At 60.3% G+C, this 19,587-nt stretch carries 18 protein-coding genes; 10 read left to right on the forward strand and 8 right to left on the reverse strand.

Translation table 11 applies throughout. The features are described from left to right. Positions 1–180 precede the first annotated feature (180 nt). From HY36_RS01560 to HY36_RS01585, 6 genes are all read left to right on the forward strand, one after another. The gene (locus tag HY36_RS01560; protein ID WP_035547339.1) at positions 181–1,089 is read left to right on the forward strand and encodes a D-alanine--D-alanine ligase; all 909 of its coding nucleotides are present in this window, start codon (positions 181–183) and stop codon (positions 1,087–1,089) included. Next, complete coding sequence (locus tag HY36_RS01565; protein ID WP_035547341.1) at positions 1,077–1,943, forward strand: cell division protein FtsQ/DivIB; 867 nt, start codon at positions 1,077–1,079, stop codon at positions 1,941–1,943. The genes HY36_RS01560 and HY36_RS01565 overlap by 13 nt, the downstream gene beginning before the upstream one ends. Next, positions 1,943–3,238, forward strand: coding sequence for a cell division protein FtsA (gene ftsA / locus HY36_RS01570; protein ID WP_035547344.1), 1,296 nt, complete (start codon positions 1,943–1,945; stop codon positions 3,236–3,238). The genes HY36_RS01565 and ftsA overlap by 1 nt, the downstream gene beginning before the upstream one ends. Before the next feature lie 91 nt (positions 3,239–3,329). Continuing rightward, positions 3,330–4,790, forward strand: a complete 1,461-nt coding sequence (ftsZ, locus tag HY36_RS01575; protein ID WP_035547348.1) for a cell division protein FtsZ — start codon at positions 3,330–3,332, stop codon at positions 4,788–4,790. 171 nt (positions 4,791–4,961) lie between these two features. Then, positions 4,962–5,885, forward strand: coding sequence for a UDP-3-O-acyl-N-acetylglucosamine deacetylase (gene lpxC / locus HY36_RS01580; protein ID WP_035548221.1), 924 nt, complete (start codon positions 4,962–4,964; stop codon positions 5,883–5,885). A 101-nt stretch (positions 5,886–5,986) separates the two neighbouring features. Further along, complete coding sequence (locus HY36_RS01585; protein ID WP_035547350.1) at positions 5,987–6,826, forward strand: outer membrane protein assembly factor BamD; 840 nt, start codon at positions 5,987–5,989, stop codon at positions 6,824–6,826. 11 nt (positions 6,827–6,837) lie between these two features. Here the strand turns inward: HY36_RS01585 and ligA are convergent, their stop codons facing one another. The 3 genes from ligA to HY36_RS01600 all read right to left on the reverse strand — a co-directional run bounded on the left by ligA (position 6,838) and on the right by HY36_RS01600 (position 12,510). Beyond that, the gene (gene ligA, locus HY36_RS01590) at positions 6,838–8,940 is read right to left on the reverse strand and encodes an NAD-dependent DNA ligase LigA (protein WP_035547353.1); all 2,103 of its coding nucleotides are present in this window, start codon (positions 8,938–8,940) and stop codon (positions 6,838–6,840) included. Then, positions 8,937–10,619 carry a DNA repair protein RecN gene (locus HY36_RS01595; RefSeq protein WP_035547356.1) on the reverse strand — a complete coding sequence of 561 codons (1,683 nt, stop codon included), beginning with the start codon at positions 10,617–10,619 and terminating at the stop codon, positions 8,937–8,939. The genes ligA and HY36_RS01595 overlap by 4 nt, the downstream gene beginning before the upstream one ends. A 79-nt stretch (positions 10,620–10,698) precedes the next feature. Continuing rightward, positions 10,699–12,510 carry an aminopeptidase P family protein gene (locus HY36_RS01600; protein ID WP_035548222.1) on the reverse strand — a complete coding sequence of 604 codons (1,812 nt, stop codon included), beginning with the start codon at positions 12,508–12,510 and terminating at the stop codon, positions 10,699–10,701. Between the two features lie 171 nt (positions 12,511–12,681). Between HY36_RS01600 and HY36_RS18305 the strand changes: the two genes are divergently transcribed. After that, positions 12,682–12,864 (forward strand): hypothetical protein, encoded by a 183-nt coding sequence (locus tag HY36_RS18305; RefSeq protein ID WP_155841618.1) that lies wholly within the window; start codon positions 12,682–12,684, stop codon positions 12,862–12,864. 5 nt (positions 12,865–12,869) lie between these two features. Here HY36_RS18305 and HY36_RS01605 read toward each other — a convergent pair whose 3' ends face one another. Then, complete coding sequence (locus HY36_RS01605; RefSeq protein ID WP_155841620.1) at positions 12,870–13,037, reverse strand: DUF2256 domain-containing protein; 168 nt, start codon at positions 13,035–13,037, stop codon at positions 12,870–12,872. 57 nt (positions 13,038–13,094) lie between these two features. Further along, complete coding sequence (locus HY36_RS01610) at positions 13,095–13,952, reverse strand: 50S ribosomal protein L11 methyltransferase (RefSeq protein WP_035547361.1); 858 nt, start codon at positions 13,950–13,952, stop codon at positions 13,095–13,097. Between the two features lie 47 nt (positions 13,953–13,999). Between HY36_RS01610 and HY36_RS01615 the strand changes: the two genes are divergently transcribed. The 3 genes from HY36_RS01615 to HY36_RS01625 all read left to right on the forward strand — a co-directional run bounded on the left by HY36_RS01615 (position 14,000) and on the right by HY36_RS01625 (position 16,735). Further along, positions 14,000–14,935 (forward strand): peptidylprolyl isomerase, encoded by a 936-nt coding sequence (locus tag HY36_RS01615; RefSeq protein WP_155841622.1) that lies wholly within the window; start codon positions 14,000–14,002, stop codon positions 14,933–14,935. 9 nt (positions 14,936–14,944) lie between these two features. Then, positions 14,945–15,712 carry a peptidoglycan editing factor PgeF gene (pgeF, locus tag HY36_RS01620; RefSeq protein WP_035547364.1) on the forward strand — a complete coding sequence of 256 codons (768 nt, stop codon included), beginning with the start codon at positions 14,945–14,947 and terminating at the stop codon, positions 15,710–15,712. Positions 15,713–15,799: 87 nt separating this feature from the next. Continuing rightward, entirely contained in the window at positions 15,800–16,735 is a 936-nt protein-coding gene (locus tag HY36_RS01625) for a ribose-phosphate pyrophosphokinase (protein ID WP_035547367.1), read from the forward strand. Here HY36_RS01625 and HY36_RS01630 read toward each other — a convergent pair. The 3 genes from HY36_RS01630 to HY36_RS01640 form a co-directional block, all read right to left on the reverse strand. After that, positions 16,732–17,247 (reverse strand): hypothetical protein, encoded by a 516-nt coding sequence (locus tag HY36_RS01630; RefSeq protein WP_035547370.1) that lies wholly within the window; start codon positions 17,245–17,247, stop codon positions 16,732–16,734. The genes HY36_RS01625 and HY36_RS01630 overlap by 4 nt on opposite strands. Positions 17,248–17,327: 80 nt before the next feature. After that, positions 17,328–19,196, reverse strand: coding sequence for a peptidoglycan DD-metalloendopeptidase family protein (locus tag HY36_RS17540; RefSeq protein ID WP_051602386.1), 1,869 nt, complete (start codon positions 19,194–19,196; stop codon positions 17,328–17,330). Beyond that, positions 19,193–19,576 carry a BlaI/MecI/CopY family transcriptional regulator gene (locus tag HY36_RS01640; RefSeq protein WP_035547373.1) on the reverse strand — a complete coding sequence of 128 codons (384 nt, stop codon included), beginning with the start codon at positions 19,574–19,576 and terminating at the stop codon, positions 19,193–19,195. Before HY36_RS01640 ends, HY36_RS17540 begins: the two co-directional genes overlap by 4 nt. Positions 19,577–19,587 lie beyond the last annotated feature (11 nt).

Consider the following 19,587-nt stretch of genomic DNA (forward strand, 5'->3'; position numbering starts at 1 on the left):
CAAATCCGAAATGATGTCGATTTTCGATATCGACTACAGTTGTAGTCCAAACGTTGCAACCGGCGTTTTCTAATTTTTTTGTTATTTCGCCGGGAAATCACACTCAGGCTGCCACGCTAAGGCCGCTTTAACCCTGCAGACGCGAAGAATACTTCCACTACCAGCTTGCAGGATATTCTTATGAAACGTGTGGCCGTGATCTATGGAGGCTGGTCCTCTGAACGCGACGTGTCGGTTACGTCCGGTAAACAAATGGCTAAGGCCGCGCGGTCAGCCGGCTATGATGTTGTGGAAATCGATGCGGGTCGTGATCTTGCGGCGCAACTGACCGAAGCAAACGTGGACGTGGTTCTCAATGGCCTCCACGGCCCCTGGGGCGAGGATGGCTGTGTCCAGGGTGTGCTAGAGGTTCTGGACCTGCCCTACTCCCATTCAGGCGTGCTGGCATCGGCACTTGCGATGGACAAGCTGAAATCCAAAGCCGTGTTCCAGCAGGCAGGCATTCCGGTTGCTGCAGACAAGCAGGTGACCCGCGCCGAGGCCGCTGCAGCACATCCCCTCGATCCGCCCTACGTCATCAAACCGGTCGCCGAGGGCTCCAGCTTTGGCGTGTTGATCGTACGCGAGGGCGCCAATGGTCCCGCAAAGGAGCTGACCGGACCGAATTGGCGCTATGGCGACCATCTCATGGCCGAGGAATTCATTCCCGGTCGGGAGTTGACCGTGGCGGTGCTTGGCGATCGCGCGCTGGCCGTTACAGAGATCACGACCTTAAGAGACTATTACGATTTTGATGCAAAATATGAAGCTGGTGGATCGCAGCATGTGATCCCGGCAGACCTGCCTGCCCATGTGACCGAAGCGGCGATGAAATTTGCCCTGAAAGCACACCAGGCGCTCGGATGCCGGGGCGCGACGCGGTCCGACTTTCGCTATGATGACAAGAGAGACCGGCTCGTGATCCTGGAAACAAATACACAACCCGGCATGACGCCCACCTCGCTTGTCCCCGAACAGGCCGCTTTCGTAGGCATGTCCTTTGAACAGCTGGTCACCTGGATGATCGAGGATGCTTCATGCCAAAGGTAACCCGCAATCAGACCGTTCCGAAAAAAGCGCGCAAGCCCGCCGTCATTGTTGATGAGGTGACGGGCGAAGAGGTGCGCGTCTCCTCAGTCGTGTTCGGTTTTGTGATGCTGGTTGCCATTGTTGTGGCCACCGCCGCCTGGATGGGCGGCTCCATGTCCCAGATCGAAAACCGGTTCGCGAGCTTCATGGATGATACCGCCCGGACTGTCGGTATCGCCGTGAATGATGTGTCCATCATTGGCTTGGAACAGGACCCTGCACTGGCACAGGACATTCGCGCGGCTGCGATGATCGAGCCGGGAGAGAACATGTTTCGCGCCGACCCGCATGTCATTCGTCGCCGCGTCGAAGGCACCAACAAGGTTCTGAACGTGCGTGTCCACCGGCTCTGGCCTGATCAGGTCGTGATTCTGGCCGACGCTGCGGAACCTGTTGCCGTTTGGCATGACGGTCAGGAATGGACAGTTGTCGACGGCCTCGGCCGCGTCATTCCGGACGCTCGCGCGGATGACCACAAGCAGCTGATCCGCCTGGCGGGTCGCGGTGCAGCGAAAGCCGCCCCTGCCCTGGTCGAGGCGCTGAAAGCCGAACCGGATGTTGCCCCGCGCATCGCGATTGCCACCCGTATCAATGATCGCCGCTGGGACATGCGACTGGTTTCCGGCGCGACCGTTCGCCTCCCGGAAGACCCCCAAATGGTTGCTGCGCTGGACAGCCTGTCGACACTGCAATTGCGCACCGCTCTGATGCAGCGTCCTTTGGAGACCATCGATCTTCGCAACAAGGGCCGCGTCTATCTCAACCCGGTCAATGATCCTGACTTTGCAGCCCGAAAAGAGGCGGCCCGAAGCTGATGGCAAACGTCCAGGCCCGGCGAAAACCACTGGTAGGGACGCGAGCATCCAACCCGATTGCCGCGCTAGACATCGGCTGCTCAAAAATCACCTGCCTCATCGGCCGGAATGACGGCACCGGACCGCGCAATTTTCAGATACTCGGCGCCGGTCGCCAGCAGTCGCGCGGCTTTAATGGCGGCACCATTACGGACATGCATGGGCTCGAACGCTCCATTCGCCTCGCTGTGGAAGACGCTGAACGCGAAGCAGGCGAGCAGATCAGCCAGGTCGTTCTGGGGATCACAGGCTCGAAGCTGAACTGCCAGCTGGTTACAGCAGAAATCGATATCGGTGGCCGCGAAGTGACGCCGAAGGACATTCGCCGCGTGCAAGCGCAGGCAATGGCGCAGATCCCGACCAAAGGCGCGGACGTCCTGGCGGCCTGGCCTGTGGCGTACCGCGTTGATGCACAGGAAGGCGTACGCGAACCAGCAGGTATGTACGCCGACCGGCTCGGATTGCTGCTGTCTGTTGTCACCGCGCCAAAGGCGATGGTGCGCAATCTGGTGGAATGTGTCGGCCGCGCGCATCTCGGTGTGGAGATGCTGATCCCCTCCTCTATCGCGAGCGGCGCAGGCACGCTGATCGATGATGAAATCGAGAACGGCGCCATCTGCATAGACATGGGCGCCGGCGTGACAGCCGTGTCGGTTTATCTGAATGGGTCGCCAGCCTGGCTCGGCCTTGTTCCGGCGGGCGGAACGCATGTCACATCAGACATCGCGCAGGGCATCGGAACGACTTTCGCCGCTGCCGAGCGTCTCAAGAGCGTCTATGGGACCGCCAATATGGAAGGGCCGGGCCTCGCAGAACGAATTGAAGCGCCCCGCCTCGGAGATGATGGTCGACTTCAGGCAACGCGTATGGAGCGCGGCCAGTTGGCCGAAATCATTGCGCCGCGTATCGAGGAAATCTTCGAGCTGGTCCAACGCACGCTTCAGGCAAGTGGTGTACGCAAAGTACTGCCTCGTCGAGTTGTACTGACGGGCGGCGCCAGCCAGTTGCCCGGCGTCAGAGAAGTTGCCATGCGCACTCTGGAGGCGCCGGTCCGGCTGGGACGGCCGACAAATGCTGAATTCCTGGGTGAAACACTGGGAACACCAGCTTTTTCTACAGCTTCAGGTCTGCTACTGTATACCGAGTTGGGGTTCGCAGACGCTGTGCGGGCTGGCATTGCGTCAAAGGAATACGGAGCAGAAGCCCGAAGCGGAGCCGTGAACAAGGCGTTCCATTGGTTGAAGGAAAATTTCTGACGCCAATCGCGAATCACTTAACCGCTTCTTAGCTGCAACGCGTCATTTTAGCGCTTCAGTATGGCTTCAGGCGGTTAGGTGAGGACGACGAATGACACATGAACTCAAGCCCAGGATCCTGGTCTTTGGAGTCGGCGGCGCCGGAGGCAATGCCGTTGACAACATGATCGAGGCGAACCTGCAGGGTGTCGAGTTTATCGTTGCCAACACGGACGCGCAGGCCCTCTCCCGCTCGAAGACGGAAAACCGCATCCAGCTTGGGCCAGAAACCACGTCCGGACTGGGCGCAGGAGCCCGCCCCGATGTTGGCGCGAAGGCCGCTGAAGAATCCATAGACGAAATTCGCGAACGCCTGGACGGCGCACACATGGTGTTCATCGCTGCCGGTATGGGCGGCGGAACCGGAACCGGCGCAGCCCCCGTCATCGCGCGCGCCGCTCGGGAAATGAACATCCTGACGGTTGCTGTCGTCACCAAGCCCTTCAGCTTTGAAGGCACCCGCCGCATGTCTTTTGCCGAGAGCGGCCTCGCTGACATTCAGAAACATGTGGACACCATGATCGTGGTGCCGAACCAGAACCTGTTCCGCATCGCCAACGATCGCACAACTTTCGCCGAAGCCTTCCGCATGGCTGATGACGTACTCTATTCTGGCGTGCGCGGGATCACTGACCTGATGGTCATGCCGGGCCTGATCAATCTCGACTTTGCCGATGTCAGCTCCATCATGCGGGGCATGGGCGCGGCGATGATGGGTATGGGCGAAGCAGAGGGCGAAAATCGCGCACTCGAAGCCGCCAAGGCCGCTATCGACAATCCGCTGCTGGACGACATCTCGATGAAGGGCGCAAAGGGCGTGCTGATCAACATCACCGGCGGCTATGACATGACACTGTTCGAACTGGATGAAGCGGCCAATGAAGTCCGCCGTGAAGTCGACCCGGACGCAAACATCATTCTTGGTTCAGCTTTCGATACCGAACTGGAAGGCAAGATCCGCGTATCGGTCGTTGCCGCGGGCGTGGACGCCGTGCTGCCATCCCTGAAGCAGGAACCGCCTGTCGCAAAGACTGTGCGCCAGCCCATCGCGGAACCTATTCAGGAAGAGCCCGTCACTGAGGCAGACTCAGAAGTTGAACCGGAAGTCGAAGCTGTCGCGGAAATTGCTGACGAGGACGATCGTCCAAAGGTGATCCTCCATACTCCATCCCCGCTTCGCTCCGAAGAAGCCGATCCGCGCGGCGACTTCCCTGGCCAATCCTTGCCGGCAGAACACTTCGAGGGCAGCGAAGGCGAAGACCAGATCCAGGCCGACGCCGTTTTCAGCAAGCAGACCGACGCGCCTGCTGAAGATGAGAACCGCCACGGTCCGTCCGGATTCTCCAACCTGTTCGGCTGGCGTCGCAACGCTCATGCGGATAATGGCGACACACCAGCGACGGAATCCGGCGGCCAGATCGTCTCCTCGCCGGACGACCACCCGGAACCTGCTCCGTTCGATGATTCCGACCTGGAAATTCCGGCTTTCCTTCGCCGGTCTGCCAATCACTGATTTTGCACACGATTGCAGCAAACCACAGACGCAATTGTTTCAAATAAAACACAATGATTACAGGGCCAAGATCGCTATCTTGGCCCGGTTTGTAACACGTCGAAACAAGCCGTGTTTTGTATCTTCACGCCGCCCACCCCAATGTATTCTGCGAAACTGGAGGTAGGTGTGTTGTCCGGTAGTGTAGAATTTCAGCAAACGATTGCGCGTCCCGCCGTATGTGCGGGTGTAGGTGTGCATAGCGGCAAGAAAGCACGGCTCGTGCTGAAACCGGCTCCGGCCGGAACCGGTGTCGTGTTTCGCCGAACGGACATTCAAGGGCCCAACACGACCATCCCGGCCGATGCCGAACAGGTCACCGATACCCAACTTGGCACCACGCTGACGAACGAAAATGGTGTGTCTGTCGCAGTCGTTGAACATCTCATGGCGGCGCTGGCTGGCATGGGTATTGATAACCTGCTCATCGAAATCGATGGCCCGGAAGTACCGATCATGGATGGCTCCTCCGCCGTCTATTGCGAACTTCTGCTGCAGGCAGGATTGAAGCAGCAATCTGCACCGCGCCGCCGCATCCGCATTCTGGAAACCATCGAGATTGAAGACGGCCCGAAGCGCGCGCGCCTGTCCCCTTCCGAAGACAAGCTTTTGACGCTGAATGCACGTATCGAATATGATGACACAGTCATCGGCGTGCAGGAAATGACGCTGCAACTGGCTCCCGGCATGTTTGCCCGGGATCTGGCCTTCGCCCGCACCTATGGATTTGCCCGCGATGTTGACATGCTGCGCTCCATGGGGCTTGCCCGGGGCGGATCGCTGGAGAATGCGGTCGTGGTCGACGATGGCGAGATCATGAACCCGGAAGGCCTGCGGTCTGAAGACGAATTCGTTCGCCACAAGATGCTTGATGCGGTTGGCGATCTCATGCTGGCAGGCGCGCCCATTGCTGGTATTTATGAAGCGGTCCAGCCGGGCCACTCCATCAACAATCTGCTCGTTCGGAAACTGTTGGAAACGCCATCTGCCTGGTGCTGGGAATCCGATACGGCTGATGCGAGCCGTGCAGATACGCGCCGCTCTGCGGCTGTTTAAGGCGTTTGACCGTCGAGGCCTGAGAAACGCGCTTGGAAAACCCTGCGGGTTCGCGCTAAGCAGTTAATCAGATCATCACAGCAGAAAGCGCCCGCCCTGCCATGCGAGTATCCACAAAGCTCCCCCTCCTCCTGATCACGACTGCCGCGCTTGCGCTGACAGCCTGTCAGTCCCGCGAAAATCGTCGTCAGGAACTGGCCTATGTCGAACGCCCGGTGGAGCAGCTCTACAATCAGGCGACGTCCGAGATGGACAAGCGGGATTACGATCAGGCGATCCTGCTATTCAACGAAGTCGAGCGCCAGCACCCCTATTCCGAATGGGCGCGCCGTTCGATGGTCATGACCGCCTTTGCACACTACCAGGGCCGTCGGTACGACGAGGCGATTTCAGGCGCGCAACGCTATCTCGCGCTTCATCCGGGTGGCTCGGAAGCCGAATACGCCTATTACCTGATCGCTGCGAGCTATTTTGACCAGATTACCGATGTTGGCCGCGACCAGGCGACGACTGAACGCGCCCGCGACGCGCTGATGGATGTGGTCCGCCGCTTCCCGGACAGCCAATATGCGCGCGACGCCAGTGTGAAGCTGGACATGGTGCATGACCAATTGGCCGGTAAGGAAATGACCGTCGGTCGCTGGTACCTGCGCAACAATCAGATGCTTTCTGCGGTCAACCGTTTCCGCACCGTGGTCGAGAAGTATGATACGACATCCCACACCCCAGAGGCACTGCATCGGCTCGTGGAAGCCTACCTGACCCTGGGCCTGCGCGACCAGGCGCTCGCGGTTGGATCTACGCTTGGCTACAACTACCCCGAAAGCGACTGGTACCAGATGAGCTATCGCCTGCTGACCAATAAGGGCCTTGATCCGGAAGCGCTGGATGGCGAAACCCGCCGCACCCTGCTGCAGCGGATCATTCCTGGCGGCAAATAGCCACTCCGTACCTAGCCACCAATCAGATCAAACCATTCATCTTCGGTCATAGTCTGGACACCGAGGCCTTCAGCTTTTTTCAGCTTGGAGCCCGCACCGGGACCGGCGACCAGAATATCTGTCTTCGCCGATACCGACCCTGACACTTTCGCGCCGAGCGCGCTGGCCCGTGCCTTGGCTTCATCGCGGGTCATGCGTTCCAGTGTGCCGGTGAAGACAATCGTCTTTCCGGCAACCGGACTATCAGACGCTGCGGCCTCTTCCGCCTCAACCGAAACTTCCCGCATGAGCGCTTCGAGCATTTCCCGATTGTGGGGCTCTGCCTCGAAATCGATAAGCGCGCCGGCAGCGGCCTTGCCCACACCATCAATCCCGGTGAGTTCGGCGAAGGCTTCAGATTCCTGCCCGCCTTTCTCTGCACGCACGACAGTTTGCCAGAAAGGTGCCCAGTCGAGGAAATGCCGCGCATAGAGCTGGGACGTGGTCTGGCCGACATGTCGGATGCCGAGCCCGTTCAAAAAGCGCGCAAAGGGCACGCTGCGGCGGGCATCAATTGCATCAAACAGTTTCCTTGCCGAGGCCTTTCCAAACCCGTCCCACTCTTCCAGCGGCGGCAAGCCTTCCTCCGCGATGCGATCGGCGAGGCGGAAAATGTCTTGTGGCGCCTTCACAACGCCCTTCTCGTGGAAAAGCTGGACCTGTTTCGCGCCAATGCCGTCAATATCGAGCGCCTTTCGGGACACGAAATGCTTCAGCCGCTCAACGGCCTGAGCGGCGCAGACCAGCCCACCTGTGCAACGACGGCGCACATCGGCCTCACCCTTGTCGTCAATCTCGCGCACGGCAGCTGAGCCGCACACCGGGCACGTCTCAGGCATGTGCCAGGGCGCGCCGCCGCCATCCTTCACCACACGCAGAACTTGGGGGATCACGTCGCCTGCGCGCTGGATCTCGACGGTGTCGCCGGGCTTTACGCCGAGGCGCTCGATCTCGTCTTCATTGTGGAGGGTTGCATTGGAGACGACGACACCGCCGACCGTGACGGGTGTGAGGCGGGCAACGGGGGTCAGCGAGCCTGTGCGGCCCACCTGAATATCTATATCTTCCAAGGTTGTAGTGGCCTTCTCGGCCGGGAATTTATGCGCGATTGCCCAGCGCGGCGCACGGCTGACAAAGCCGAGACGCTGCTGCCAATCGAGCCTGTTTACCTTGTAGACGACACCGTCGATATCGTAGCCGAGTGTCGCGCGTTGTCGCTCTATGTCGCGATATGTCGCCAGGATGTCGCCAAGTGTCGCCGCCTTTGCCATCAGCGTGTTCGTATCGAAGCCCCAGGCGGCAAACGCGGCGACCGCCTCCATCTGGGTCTCGGCAAAGGGTTCGCTTTCCGCTGCCCAGGCATAGGCGAAGAAGTTGAGCGGACGGGATTTCGTGATTTCGGTATCGAGCTGCCGCAAACTGCCGGCGGCGGCGTTGCGCGGGTTGGCAAAAGTCTTTCGCCCGGCTTCGCCTTCGCGCGCGTTGAGCGCAGCAAAATCGGCGTGGCTCATATACACCTCGCCGCGGATCTCGATGAAGTCCGGCCAGCCCTTGCCCGAGAGCTTTGCGGGAATGTCTTTCAACGTGCGAGCATTGGCGGTGACGTCCTCGCCGACCTGGCCATTGCCCCGCGTGGCGGCGCGCTGCAGCACCCCCTTTTCATAGGTGAGGCTGAGAGACAGCCCATCGATCTTGGGCTCGGCCGTCAGCTCCAGCTCATCGTCTTCTGAAAGCCCCAGAAACCGTCGGATACGACCCGCAAATTCCTCAACGTCTTCGTCGGAAAACGCATTGTCCAGCGACAGCATCGGCGCGGCATGCGTGGCTTTGCTGAAGCCATCCTGAGCGACAGCCCCGACCCGGTCAGAGGGACTGTCTTCTCGCTTCAGATTCGGGAACCGGGCTTCAATGGCGAGGTTGCGCTGGCGGGCCGCATCATATTCCGCATCGGTCAGGACCGGCGCATCTTCCTGATAATAGGCCGCATCAGCTTCGGAGATGAGCGCGGCGAGCCGCGCGAGTTCGGCGGCTGCCTCGTCCGGTGTCAGATCCTCAACCGGTGTTGCCTCGCTCATGCACCCTCCAACAACCTCCCGGCAGCGGCGCGGGCCTCAGCGGTCACTTCGGCACCTGACAGCATCCGGGCAATTTCTTCCTGCCTGCTGCTGTCATCTAGCCCGCGTATGCGTGAGCCGCCAGCCCCCTTCTCCACGAGCCACTGCGCCGCTGCGGATGCCGCGACCTGGGGACTGTGGGTAATGGCAAAGACCTGCCGGGACTGGCCAAGCGAAATGAGGCGTTCGCCAATCGCCGCCGCCACGGCGCCGCCGACGCCCTGATCCGCTTCATCAAAGATGAGGGTGAGCGCAGAGCCTGCCTCGGCGAGCGCACATTTCAGCGCGAGCGATACACGCGCCAGCTCCCCGCCCGAGGCGATCTTTCGCAGCGGACCGAACCCGGCGCCCGGATTGGTCTCTGCATCGAACTCAACCCGGTCGATACCGTTCGGGCCGCCCTCCCCTTCTGCCAATGGAGAGATCGACACGCGGATGACCGAGCGGCCAAGTTTGAGCGGTTTCAGTTCCCGCGCGATGGCCTTTTCAAGCCGGGACGCCGCCGCCTTGCGCGCATCGCTCAGCTTGCCAGCGGCCTGATGCCAATCGGCCCTTGCAGAGGCCTCAGCCTTGCGTGCCGCCTTGAGCGCATCCTCGCCAGCTTCGACCAGATCCAGCCGTTTACTGAGGGATACCAGCATGTCCGGCAGCAAGTCCGGGTCGCAATTATGCTTGCGCCCCGCAGCACGCAGGGCAAACAGGCGCGCCTCCGCGCTGTCCAGCTCTGCGGAATCATGATGGACTAGACGTTCAAGCTGGCCAATGGCATTCGCCGCTTCACGGGTTTCAATCAAGGCGCGCTCGACCGCTTCGGCTGCCGCGCGCGCGGCCACCGGCAAGGCATCTTCTGACGCCTCGAACCCCGGCAATCGGCAAATCCGGTCTGTCGCCCGCGCGGCCCGCGCCAGTGCATCCTCAACCCCGGATTCATCCAGTACAGTTTCAGCCTCGCGCACCGCTTCCGTCACGCGCTCTGACTGCATCAGCAGCGTACGGCGCTCCGTAAGCTGAGCGGCCTCGCCCTCACGTGGGCCGAGCCCGGACAATTCGTCTACGGCCTCGCTCAACCAATCCCGCTGCTCGATGGCCTTTGCGTGTTCCACCTCCAGCTCCTCCCGCTTCGCACTCGCCTCAGCCATCAGACCGTAGGCAGACGCGCAAGCGTCGAGCAGGGTTTCATTGCCCGCGAACAGGTCGAGCAGCCGCCTGTGCGACGAGGGTTTCATAAGGGAAGAGGCCGCGTGCTGGCCGTGAATTTCGACCAGAAGGTCCCCGATCTCGGACAGGAGCGCCGCGCTTACCGGCTGGTCATTCAGAAAGGCACGCGCAGGACCGGCCCGTCGCAATACGCGCTTCAGGGTAAGGGTTTCGTCAGGCGAGGCGTCGATGCCGCTCTCGATCAGCGCGGCCCACACCGGATGGTTCACGGGCGGTGAAAACTCCACCGCAACAGTGGACTGGTCCTGTCCAGCGCGGATCATGGCGCGGTCAGAGCCATGCCCCATCGCCACCGACAGGGCATCGAGAATAATGGATTTACCTGCCCCGGTTTCACCCGTCAGCGCGGTAAATCCACTGCCGGGTTCAATGTCCAGACGGTCTATCAGGACAAAATCACGTATCGACAAGGAAAGGATCATGGCCAGTCTCCAAAGAGTCTACTGGCCATGATTTATCATTGGAACAAAACAGGAACAAGCCTGTTTTTCGTTAACGGTGTTAAAGCGGCATGCAGGCGGCGCGCAGCCAATCCTTCACTGGTCCGTCCAGCTTGTCTGCCAGCAGGTCGTAGACTTTCGCGTGATAGGCATCGACCCATTCCCGCTCTTCCTTGGTCAAATGGGCCAGGTCGATCAGGTCCCGCGCCAGTGGCGCAAAGGTCAGGCACTCAAAACCGTACATGTCGATCTCGCCGCCCTCGATCTGGGCGGGCGCGGTGACATATTGCAGATTCTCGATGCGGATACCGTACTGACCTTCACGATAATAGCCCGGCTCGTTCGAGACAATCATGCCGGTTTCCAGCGGGATCGGGCTCCAGCCTTTTGCAATACGTTGCGGGCCTTCGTGAACGCCGAGATAAACGCCAACGCCGTGGCCGGTGCCGTGTTGGTAATCGAGCCCGGCCTGCCAGAGCGCGTGGCGCGCGAGCACGTCCAGATGGGTGCCGGTTGTGCCTTTCGGAAAGCGCACGACGGCCAGCGCGATATGCCCTTTCAGGACCTGGGTGTAGTGACGGCGCATGTCCGCACTCGGATCACCAATTGGCACAGTGCGCGTTACATCTGTCGTGCCATCCAGATACTGACCGCCACTGTCGACCAGATAGAGGCTGCCCCGCTCCAGCTTGCGATTGGACGCAGTCGAAACGCGGTAATGCGGCAGCGCGCCGTTCGGCCCTGCCCCGGAAATGGTCGGGAAGGACAGATCGTTCAGGCCGCCCAGGTTTTCGCGGAACTCTTCCAGCTTGATGGCTGCATCAATCTCGGTGACCTCGCCGCTCTGCGCATCCGTATCCAGCCAGTGCAGGAACCGGGTCAGCGCAACACCATCGCGGATATGCGCCGCGGCAGAGCCCGCAAGCTCGGCTTCATTCTTGCGTGCCTTGGGCAGCGAGACAGGGTCGCGGTCTCGTACAATTGTAGCGCCTGCCTGTTCGAGCTGATCAAAGAACCAGGCCGAGGCAACGTCCGGGTCGACACTGACGGTCTTGCCCTTGAGATCCGCCAGACCTTTTTCGAGATCCGCCAACGGACGAAGCGTAACACTGTTGCCAAGATGTTGGCGCAGCTCATCCGAGACTTTCACCTCGTCGAGGAACAGATCGGCCGAGCCGTCTGCGAACAGGATCGCCCGGCCGAGCGGCAGCGGCGTGCAGCTGACATCTCCGCCGCGAATATTGAACGCCCAGGCAATCGACGCCGGGGACGTAATCACCGCCGCATCCAGCTTTTCCGCTTTCAGGGCATCGCCGATTTCGACGCGCTTTTCGTCATGGGCCTTTCCGGCGAACTTCACATCATGCGGGACAACGGGTGCCATTGGCTGGTCCGGACGGTCGGCCCAGGCCACATCGATGGGGTTGTCGGTGACGCCAACAAGTTCCGCGCCAGCAGCCTTGGCCGCCTTTGCCATCTGGGCCACATCATTCGGGCTCATCAGTTTCGGGTCATAGCCGATCCGCTTTCCGGACATGTCCTGTGACTTCAGCCAGCCGAACGGGCCAGGCTCGGGAACCGATTGCACTTCCCACAGATCGGGATCGGTCTGGTCGACGACCTGAAGCGTGTAGCGGCCATCCGCAAAGATGACGGCACGATCCGTGAAGACGAACGCGGACCCGAACGAGCCGGTAAATCCGCTGACCCAGGCCAGGCGCTCATTCGCGTCCGGCAGGTACTCATTCTGGTATTCGTCGTCATGCGGAACATAAAGGCCGTCAAGCTTCTGAGCGGCAAGCTGTTCGCGAACGAGGGGCAAATGGGCTCGACCGTCCTGCGGTCCACCCTTGATATCAAATGTCTGTCTCATGCCCTCTATGTAGGCCGAAAGCCGCGATTTGACCACCGAAACCCGCATCACAGTTATGCGAATTCGCATGCATTTTTCGGCATTTCCATGCTTTTAAGTTTACCTTTTTCCGCTACATAGCCGCCACGATAAAAATTGTGCACCGCACAATACAGAAAAAGGGATCTCGAAATGAGACGTCAAAACACAATCGCTTCGCCAATCATGACCAACATGGCCGGTGAAGATCGCCCGCTGATGGTCAATGAAGTGGCCGAGTCCGCTTTTGCGCACTCGCTGAAGTCGGCCGAAAGCCAGCGCCCGCAAATCCTTGCGCGCCGTTCGGCCCGCTGGGCTCGCCGCGCCGCATACTGATCCGGTCAGCGTTTCCGGGCGTCGCGGCGGCACCGCTCGGAACAATACTTTACTTCTTCCCAGACCCGCGCCCATTTCTTCCGCCAGAAGAATGGGCGGTTGCAGACAGCGCAGGTTTTCTCGGGCAGGTCAGCCTTGCTGACACGCTTTGGTTTGCTGCCGGGTCTGGACATTTCTGAAGCGCCTCCACCGCGCTTCATCTAGGCCGGGCAGACGCTGCGGCAATCGCCTCAGTCAGGCTTGCGGAACACCAGCGTTGACCAGCCATCCTCGCGAATACGCTTCTGGAAATCCAGGCCTCGGGACGCAAACGCGTTGCGAACGGGCGGCGCCTGATGGTGAAGCAGACCTGACAGGATGATCGTGCCCCCCGGCGCCGTCAGCGCAGCGATGTCCGGCGCAAGCCCGATCAGCGGCCGCATAAGAATGTTTGCGAAAACCGTATCATAAGGCCCGCCCTGACGGATGCGAGGCGTATTCGCGCCGGTCACATGCATGGCTGTGAACCCGTTGACGTGGTTCTTCCGGGCATTCTCATTCGCCACGCGCACACTGTCGAGATCGATGTCGGTGCCTATGGCCGACGTCGCGCCAGCCTTCAGAGCCGCAATCGCCAGCACGCCTGATCCGGTTCCGAGGTCCAGCACCTTGCCGACTTTCCGGCTGCGGCGAACTTCGTCGAGCGCCAGCAGGCAGCCCAGCGTCGTGCCATGATGGCCGGTGCCAAAGGCCGGCCCGGCTTCGATCAGGACAGCGATCTTGCCCGGAGACTGTCGCGCCAAGGCGTGACTTCCCGCCACGATGAACGGCCCGGCCTTCACTGGCGGCAGGCCTTCAAGCGACAGCGTAACCCAATCCTGTTCGATCACCTGTTCGATCCGCGCGGTCAGTTCCGGCGCAGATTCTTCGATGATCACGACACAGGCTTCAGCCTCTTCCTCGGTCTCGGCAAAGGCGTCGAGCCGCCAGCTGCCGCGTCCATCTTCCTTGGCGTCGACCGCGCCTGCTGGCGAAGGATCTGCCCAAGCCAGCGCATCCCACGCCGTTTCGACTGGCGCCCGCGCGCCCTTTGCAGTTATCTGATACATGCGCGGCGATTAGCAGGCGGACGGTTTCTTGGGAAGGAGACAAAGACGTGAGAGCATTCCTTATGGCAGCGGCGGCAGCACTGATGGTGACGACAGCCTGCGAATCCATCCCCGTTTCCAGCCCACAGGGCACCGCGTCCCCTGCCCCGCAAACGAGTCACGATGCGCCCTGGCGAGAAGTGGAAGCGGAAAATCTGGTAATCCTGAAGACTCTCACAGGAGAGGCAGTAATTGAACTGGCTGCAAACGCCGCCCCGGCCCATGCAGCGCAGTTCCGTGAAGCGGTTCGCGCGAACCTGTACAATGATGAATTCTTCTACCGCGTGATTGACGGCCATGTGGCGCAGGCAGGCCTTGAATTTGAGCACCGTCTGGGCGGATGGGCCGAACTCTCCCTCGAAGCCGAGCGGCCGATCGAAATTGACGGCTTTGTCCCGCTCGGAAACCCTGACCTGTTTGCTGAGGCGACAGGTCATCGTGACGGCTTTGCCGTGGGCAGAGAGGGCGGGCAGGAATGGCTGCTGCATTGCCCCGGTGCGCTGGGGATGGCGCGAGACACGGCGCCAGATTCCGGCGCAACGGAACTCTACATCGCGATTGGCCAGCGCCGGTATCTGGACCGGAACTACACACTGTTCGGCCGGGTGATCGCCGGGATGGACCACATCAACCGACTCGACCGCGTCGATCCCACCCCTGAAGACGCCTTGGCCGCCTTCCTCGATCCGGAAACATCCGAGGAAGCCCTTGCAAGGCGGGCTGAGCGTCTCGCCGCAAACCGCATCCTTTCTGTCGGCGTGGCAGCAGATATGCCCGCAGATATCCGCCCCCGCTGGGAAGTCATGGCGACACACAGTGCAGAGTGGGAAATCCTGAAAGATTCGAAACGAGACTATGGTGCAGTCGACGCCTTTGTCGTGACGCCGCCCAAGCGGCTCGACATATGCACGCTGCCCGTTCCAGCGCGCCAGATCAGCGACTAGGCTGAACCCATGTCGATTCCTCCCTCCGTCACCGCCGACAATCTACACGCCATCAGCACAGTCCGACACGGCTTCTTCGGCCGCAAAGGCGGCGTGTCGAGCGGGCTGTATGACAGCCTGAATGTCGGCGAAGGTTCTGGCGATTCACCAGACGCCGTAGCGACGAACCGGGAGCGTGTCCGGGCCGCACTGTCCGCCCGCGCCCTTCTTTCCTGCTATCAGATCCACTCTTCCGATGCCGTCCACGTAACCGCCCCCTGGACTGTGCGGCCCGAAGCCGACGCGATGGTCACGACCGAGCCGGGACTCGCGCTATGCATACTGACCGCCGACTGCACGCCCGTCCTGTTTGCTGACCCGGACGCCGGCGTGATTGGCGCGGCACACGCCGGCTGGAAAGGCGCCATTGGCGGTGTCCTCGATTCAACGGTTTCTGCGATGACGCAGCTGGGCGCATCTCCAGGCCGCATCCGAGCAGCCATCGGCCCGACCATCCAACAGGCCAGTTATGAAGTCGGCCCGGAATTTCGGGACACGTTTCTGGTGGCGTCTCCGGAAAGCGAAGCCTTGTTTATTCCGGGCAAGGCAGACCGATTCCAGTTTGACCTGCCCGGCTATTGTCGCCAGCGTCTGGACCGGTTGGGCGTTCACTTAGTCCATGATTCTGGACTCGATACGTGTGCACTGGAGAAGGATTATTTCTCCAATCGCAGGCGCAATCATCGCGGCGAACCGGACTATGGCCGAAATGCCTCAGTGATCATGCTTCATCTGTAATTTTCTGCAAAACCGCACAGAGTCCGGTTGCGACTCGCTGCCCTATGTTACAAAAGCGACACCAACGGGCTTCACGGGCGATACATCATGAAACTGCTTTCCTGCAATGCGAACCGGCCATTGGCAGAAGCCATCGCCGACTATCTCGACACGCGCCTGACGCGCTCTGAAGTCAAGACGTTCTCGGACCAGGAAATATTCGTCAGGATCGATGAGAATGTTCGCGGCGAGGATGTGTTTGTCATCCAGTCGACGTCCTACCCCGCCAATGACAATCTGATGCAGCTGCTGATCTGCATGGACGCGCTGAAGCGCGCATCGGCCCGCCGTATCACGGCCGTCATCCCCTATTTCGGCTATGCCCGTCAGGACCGCAAAACTGACGGACGCACGCCGATCTCCGCAAAGCTGGTAGCAAATCTGATCTGCAGCGCAGGGGCTGACCGCGTTCTGACGGTGGACCTGCATGCCGGGCAGATCCAGGGCTTCTTCGACATCCCGACCGACAACCTGTTCGGCAGCCCGGTCATGGTGGATGACATCAAGGAGCGCTACGGCAGCAAGGATCTGATTGTCGTATCTCCCGACGTTGGCGGCGTGGTTCGTGCCCGGTCCCTGGCAAAGCGGCTTGAGGCTGACCTCGCCATTGTCGACAAACGTCGCCCGGAGGCTGGCAAGTCGGAAGTGATGAACATCATTGGCGACGTTTCCGGCAAGCGCTGCATCATGCTCGACGACATGTGTGATTCCGGCGGCACGCTGGCGAACGCAGCCGCGGCACTGAAAGAGCATGGCGCGAAATCTGTCGCGGCCTATGTCACTCACGGTGTACTGTCGAACAATGCGGTTCAGCGGATCGAGAAATCTGTGCTGGACGAATTGGTGATGACCGACTCGATCCAGCCATCGGAAGATGCGATCAAGTCGAAATCCATCCGCATCCTGCCAATTTCCCCTCTGCTGGGTGAGGCTATCCGCCGGATCGCAAATGAAGAGAGCGTCTCGAAACTGTTCGATCGCTAGTCGGCGTCTTCCTGCACTTCAGGGGCCAATCGGTTCACAAGATACCTCACGGCGCCAAGGATCAGCAGAATGCTGGTGACCAAGAGCCCGGCCAGGATCGCCATCAATGTCGCGATGGCATAGTAAGACATCACGAACCAGTCCTTTGGAATGTCTTCAAATTCCCCGATGGGGATGGATGAAAAGGTCAGCAATGCGACCGCGCTACACAAGCTGATCGTCGCAAACCAGGCAATCATTCGAACGCGCTTGAACAGCCAGATACCAATGTCGGCGCTGCTATTGTGCATCATGCCAAGCATGGTGAGCATGAGGGCCAGAATCGTCGCGGATGCACTGGCAATGGCGGAGCCAAAATAGAGCGACGAATCGGAAAGGCTGTCGACCAGTTTCATCGCTTCTGAGCGAGAGTAGATCTGCCCTACGAACAGACGATGTACTCCGAACAGGAAAAAAGTCAGCACACCACCTATGATCGGTTTGCTCTTTCCGATGGGTTTTGGAGCAGACATGGCTGGAACATCCTCACACGCGACGCGAAAAGTCTCTTCTCGAAACCAGACGCGCCGCGCGCCAGGAAAGTTCCACCAATTTATCCGATGCAGAATTCCAGCGGATAGGTCACGCCTTTCACTTCAACCGCCTTGCCGGCCTCATTCTTCACGGGCTCAAACACGGCGCCGTTCAGTTTGACGGCTTCGGTGTTGAATGCCGGATCTGAGCATTCGGCGATCTTGTTCTTTGGCAGACCGTCGACTCCGAGATCGAACATGACGAGACATGTACCACTCAGATGCTGCTTGGCGGCATCGACAGGATAGGACGGCGCGGGATGCTTGACCGTGGTCGGCACCCATCCGGCGTCCAGATTCAACCAGGCCGACTTGTTCGCAAGCTTGGCGGCTTCTGCACGCTCGCGCCATTCGGGAGACATATCGCGCTGAGTAAACCAGACCTTGTCTGCCTCACACCCCTCCGGCGCTTCTAGTGCCGCAGCAGGCTGTGGCGCGGCGGGTGCCTTTGGAGCTTTGGGCGCAGCCGCCGGTGCCGGCAGCCTTGCACCAGAATTTGCCGTTATGAAAAGACTTTTCGCCGGTTCCAGCCCTTCTTCCGCCATCGGATCAACAACCGAGCCATCGCGCCAGACTTCCAGATGCAGGTGCGGGCCGGTTGCCTGACCGGATTGGCCCAAGGTTCCGATAATCGTTCCGCCTGATACGGTTTGACCAACGGCAACCTTGATGTCCTGCAACTGACCAAAGCGAAGGATCGTGTTGCCAGCGGTGATCTCGACCAGATTGCCATACCCCTTGGTCATCTCGGCGCGCGTGACAATTGCGGACGTCGGCGCATAGATTGGCTTGCCTGCCTCTTCGGCCAGATCAATCCCACGATGCAGTTTCTCTTCGCCTGTGATCGGATGTGTGCGCATCCCAAAAGCGCTGGTCAGCTTGGCCTTTTCGAGAATGGGGTGCGTGTAATTGACAGTGGCTGCGGGCAGCGCGGCTGCGCCACGGATGAGGGAGCCCTGCGCCAATGCGAGTGGCGCAGCCAGTGCGAGCGCTGCCGCAACCGCCAGTCCGAGGCGTTTCGGCCGATGATCCGTCTCCGCCAATAATTGTGTCAGGCGCATTTTCAGAGTTCCTTCCTTTTTGAGAATGAATGCTGCAACGGGCAGGGTCATGGGAGGCCGGGCATGGCGGGCGACTTGAGTGAGTGCTCGGGCATAGGCGATACGGTCCCCGGTAAGGTCGGCAGTCTCCTCGTCCACGATGGCTTCGCGCCAGTAATCAAGCCGCTCGCGCATGGCCCAGGCAAAAGGTGAGAACCAGAAGATGTCTGCCACGACCCGGTCGAAGGGGCGGGTCAGCAAATCACCTCGCCTCAGATGCACCATTTCATGCACGATGATCTGCGGCGTGTGGCTTTTCGAAATCAGGGCAGCCGGAATGTAGATCACGGGGCGGAGTATTCCCGCAAGGAACGGGGCGCCGTGGGGTATGACGCGCACGTCTGGAGCCTGGCTCAATCCAACCGCCTCGGCCCAATGACCCACGGGGCGTAACACTGCGCGCGCACGTTGCTTCAAGCGCTGAAGCCGGAACTGGCCGACGGCCCAACAAACTCCCCGAGCGCACCAACCTGCCACCAGCCCCCAAACGACAAGCGTCGAAACGTGCGGCATACGGAATGCTGGGCGTGTCACATCCTGAAATTCAGCGGCTGGCAGGATGGTCAGCGCCTCAACCATCGGCAAATCCGGCAGGGCGTGAACCGCGACCTGACCAACCCCCGGCATGAAGGCAGACGCGACAAACGGCGCGAACATCAGCGCAGCTGCACCACGCCAGATAGCCTGCGCAGCTTTGGGCGACGGGTTAAGTGATGATAGCGCCGACGCAAGCACCCACAATGCGGCGCTCCAGACAAAGGTCAGGCAAACAAGTCCGAGCACGCTCATGCCTTGTCCTCCTGTTCGCCCTCAGCTGCATTGATGATGGCGTCAAGCTCGTCCAGTTCCGCGTCAGAGAGATGAGGACTTTCAGCAAAAAGCGCCGCTGGCAGTGGGCCGTCCATATCCAGAACCTGTCGCGCAAGATGGCGAACAAGCCCGCCCAGAGTCGCCGTGCGGTCAATAGCGGCAGTGAACACGGTTATTCCGTGAACATCCTGCCGTGTGACCCAGCCTTTCTCTTCCATACGGGCAATCACGGTCCGGGTGGTTGACGGCTTCCACCCCTGCCCCGGCCCAACGGCATCATGCACTTCGCGTGCACTCTGCCGGCCATGCGCCCAGAGGTGTTTCAGGACATTGAGTTCAGAAGGATTTGGCTGTGACATGGGCACCTCGC

It is taken from the genome of Hyphomonas atlantica corrig., from assembly GCF_000682715.1.
In the GTDB taxonomy this organism is placed as follows: domain Bacteria; phylum Pseudomonadota; class Alphaproteobacteria; order Caulobacterales; family Hyphomonadaceae; genus Hyphomonas; species Hyphomonas atlantica.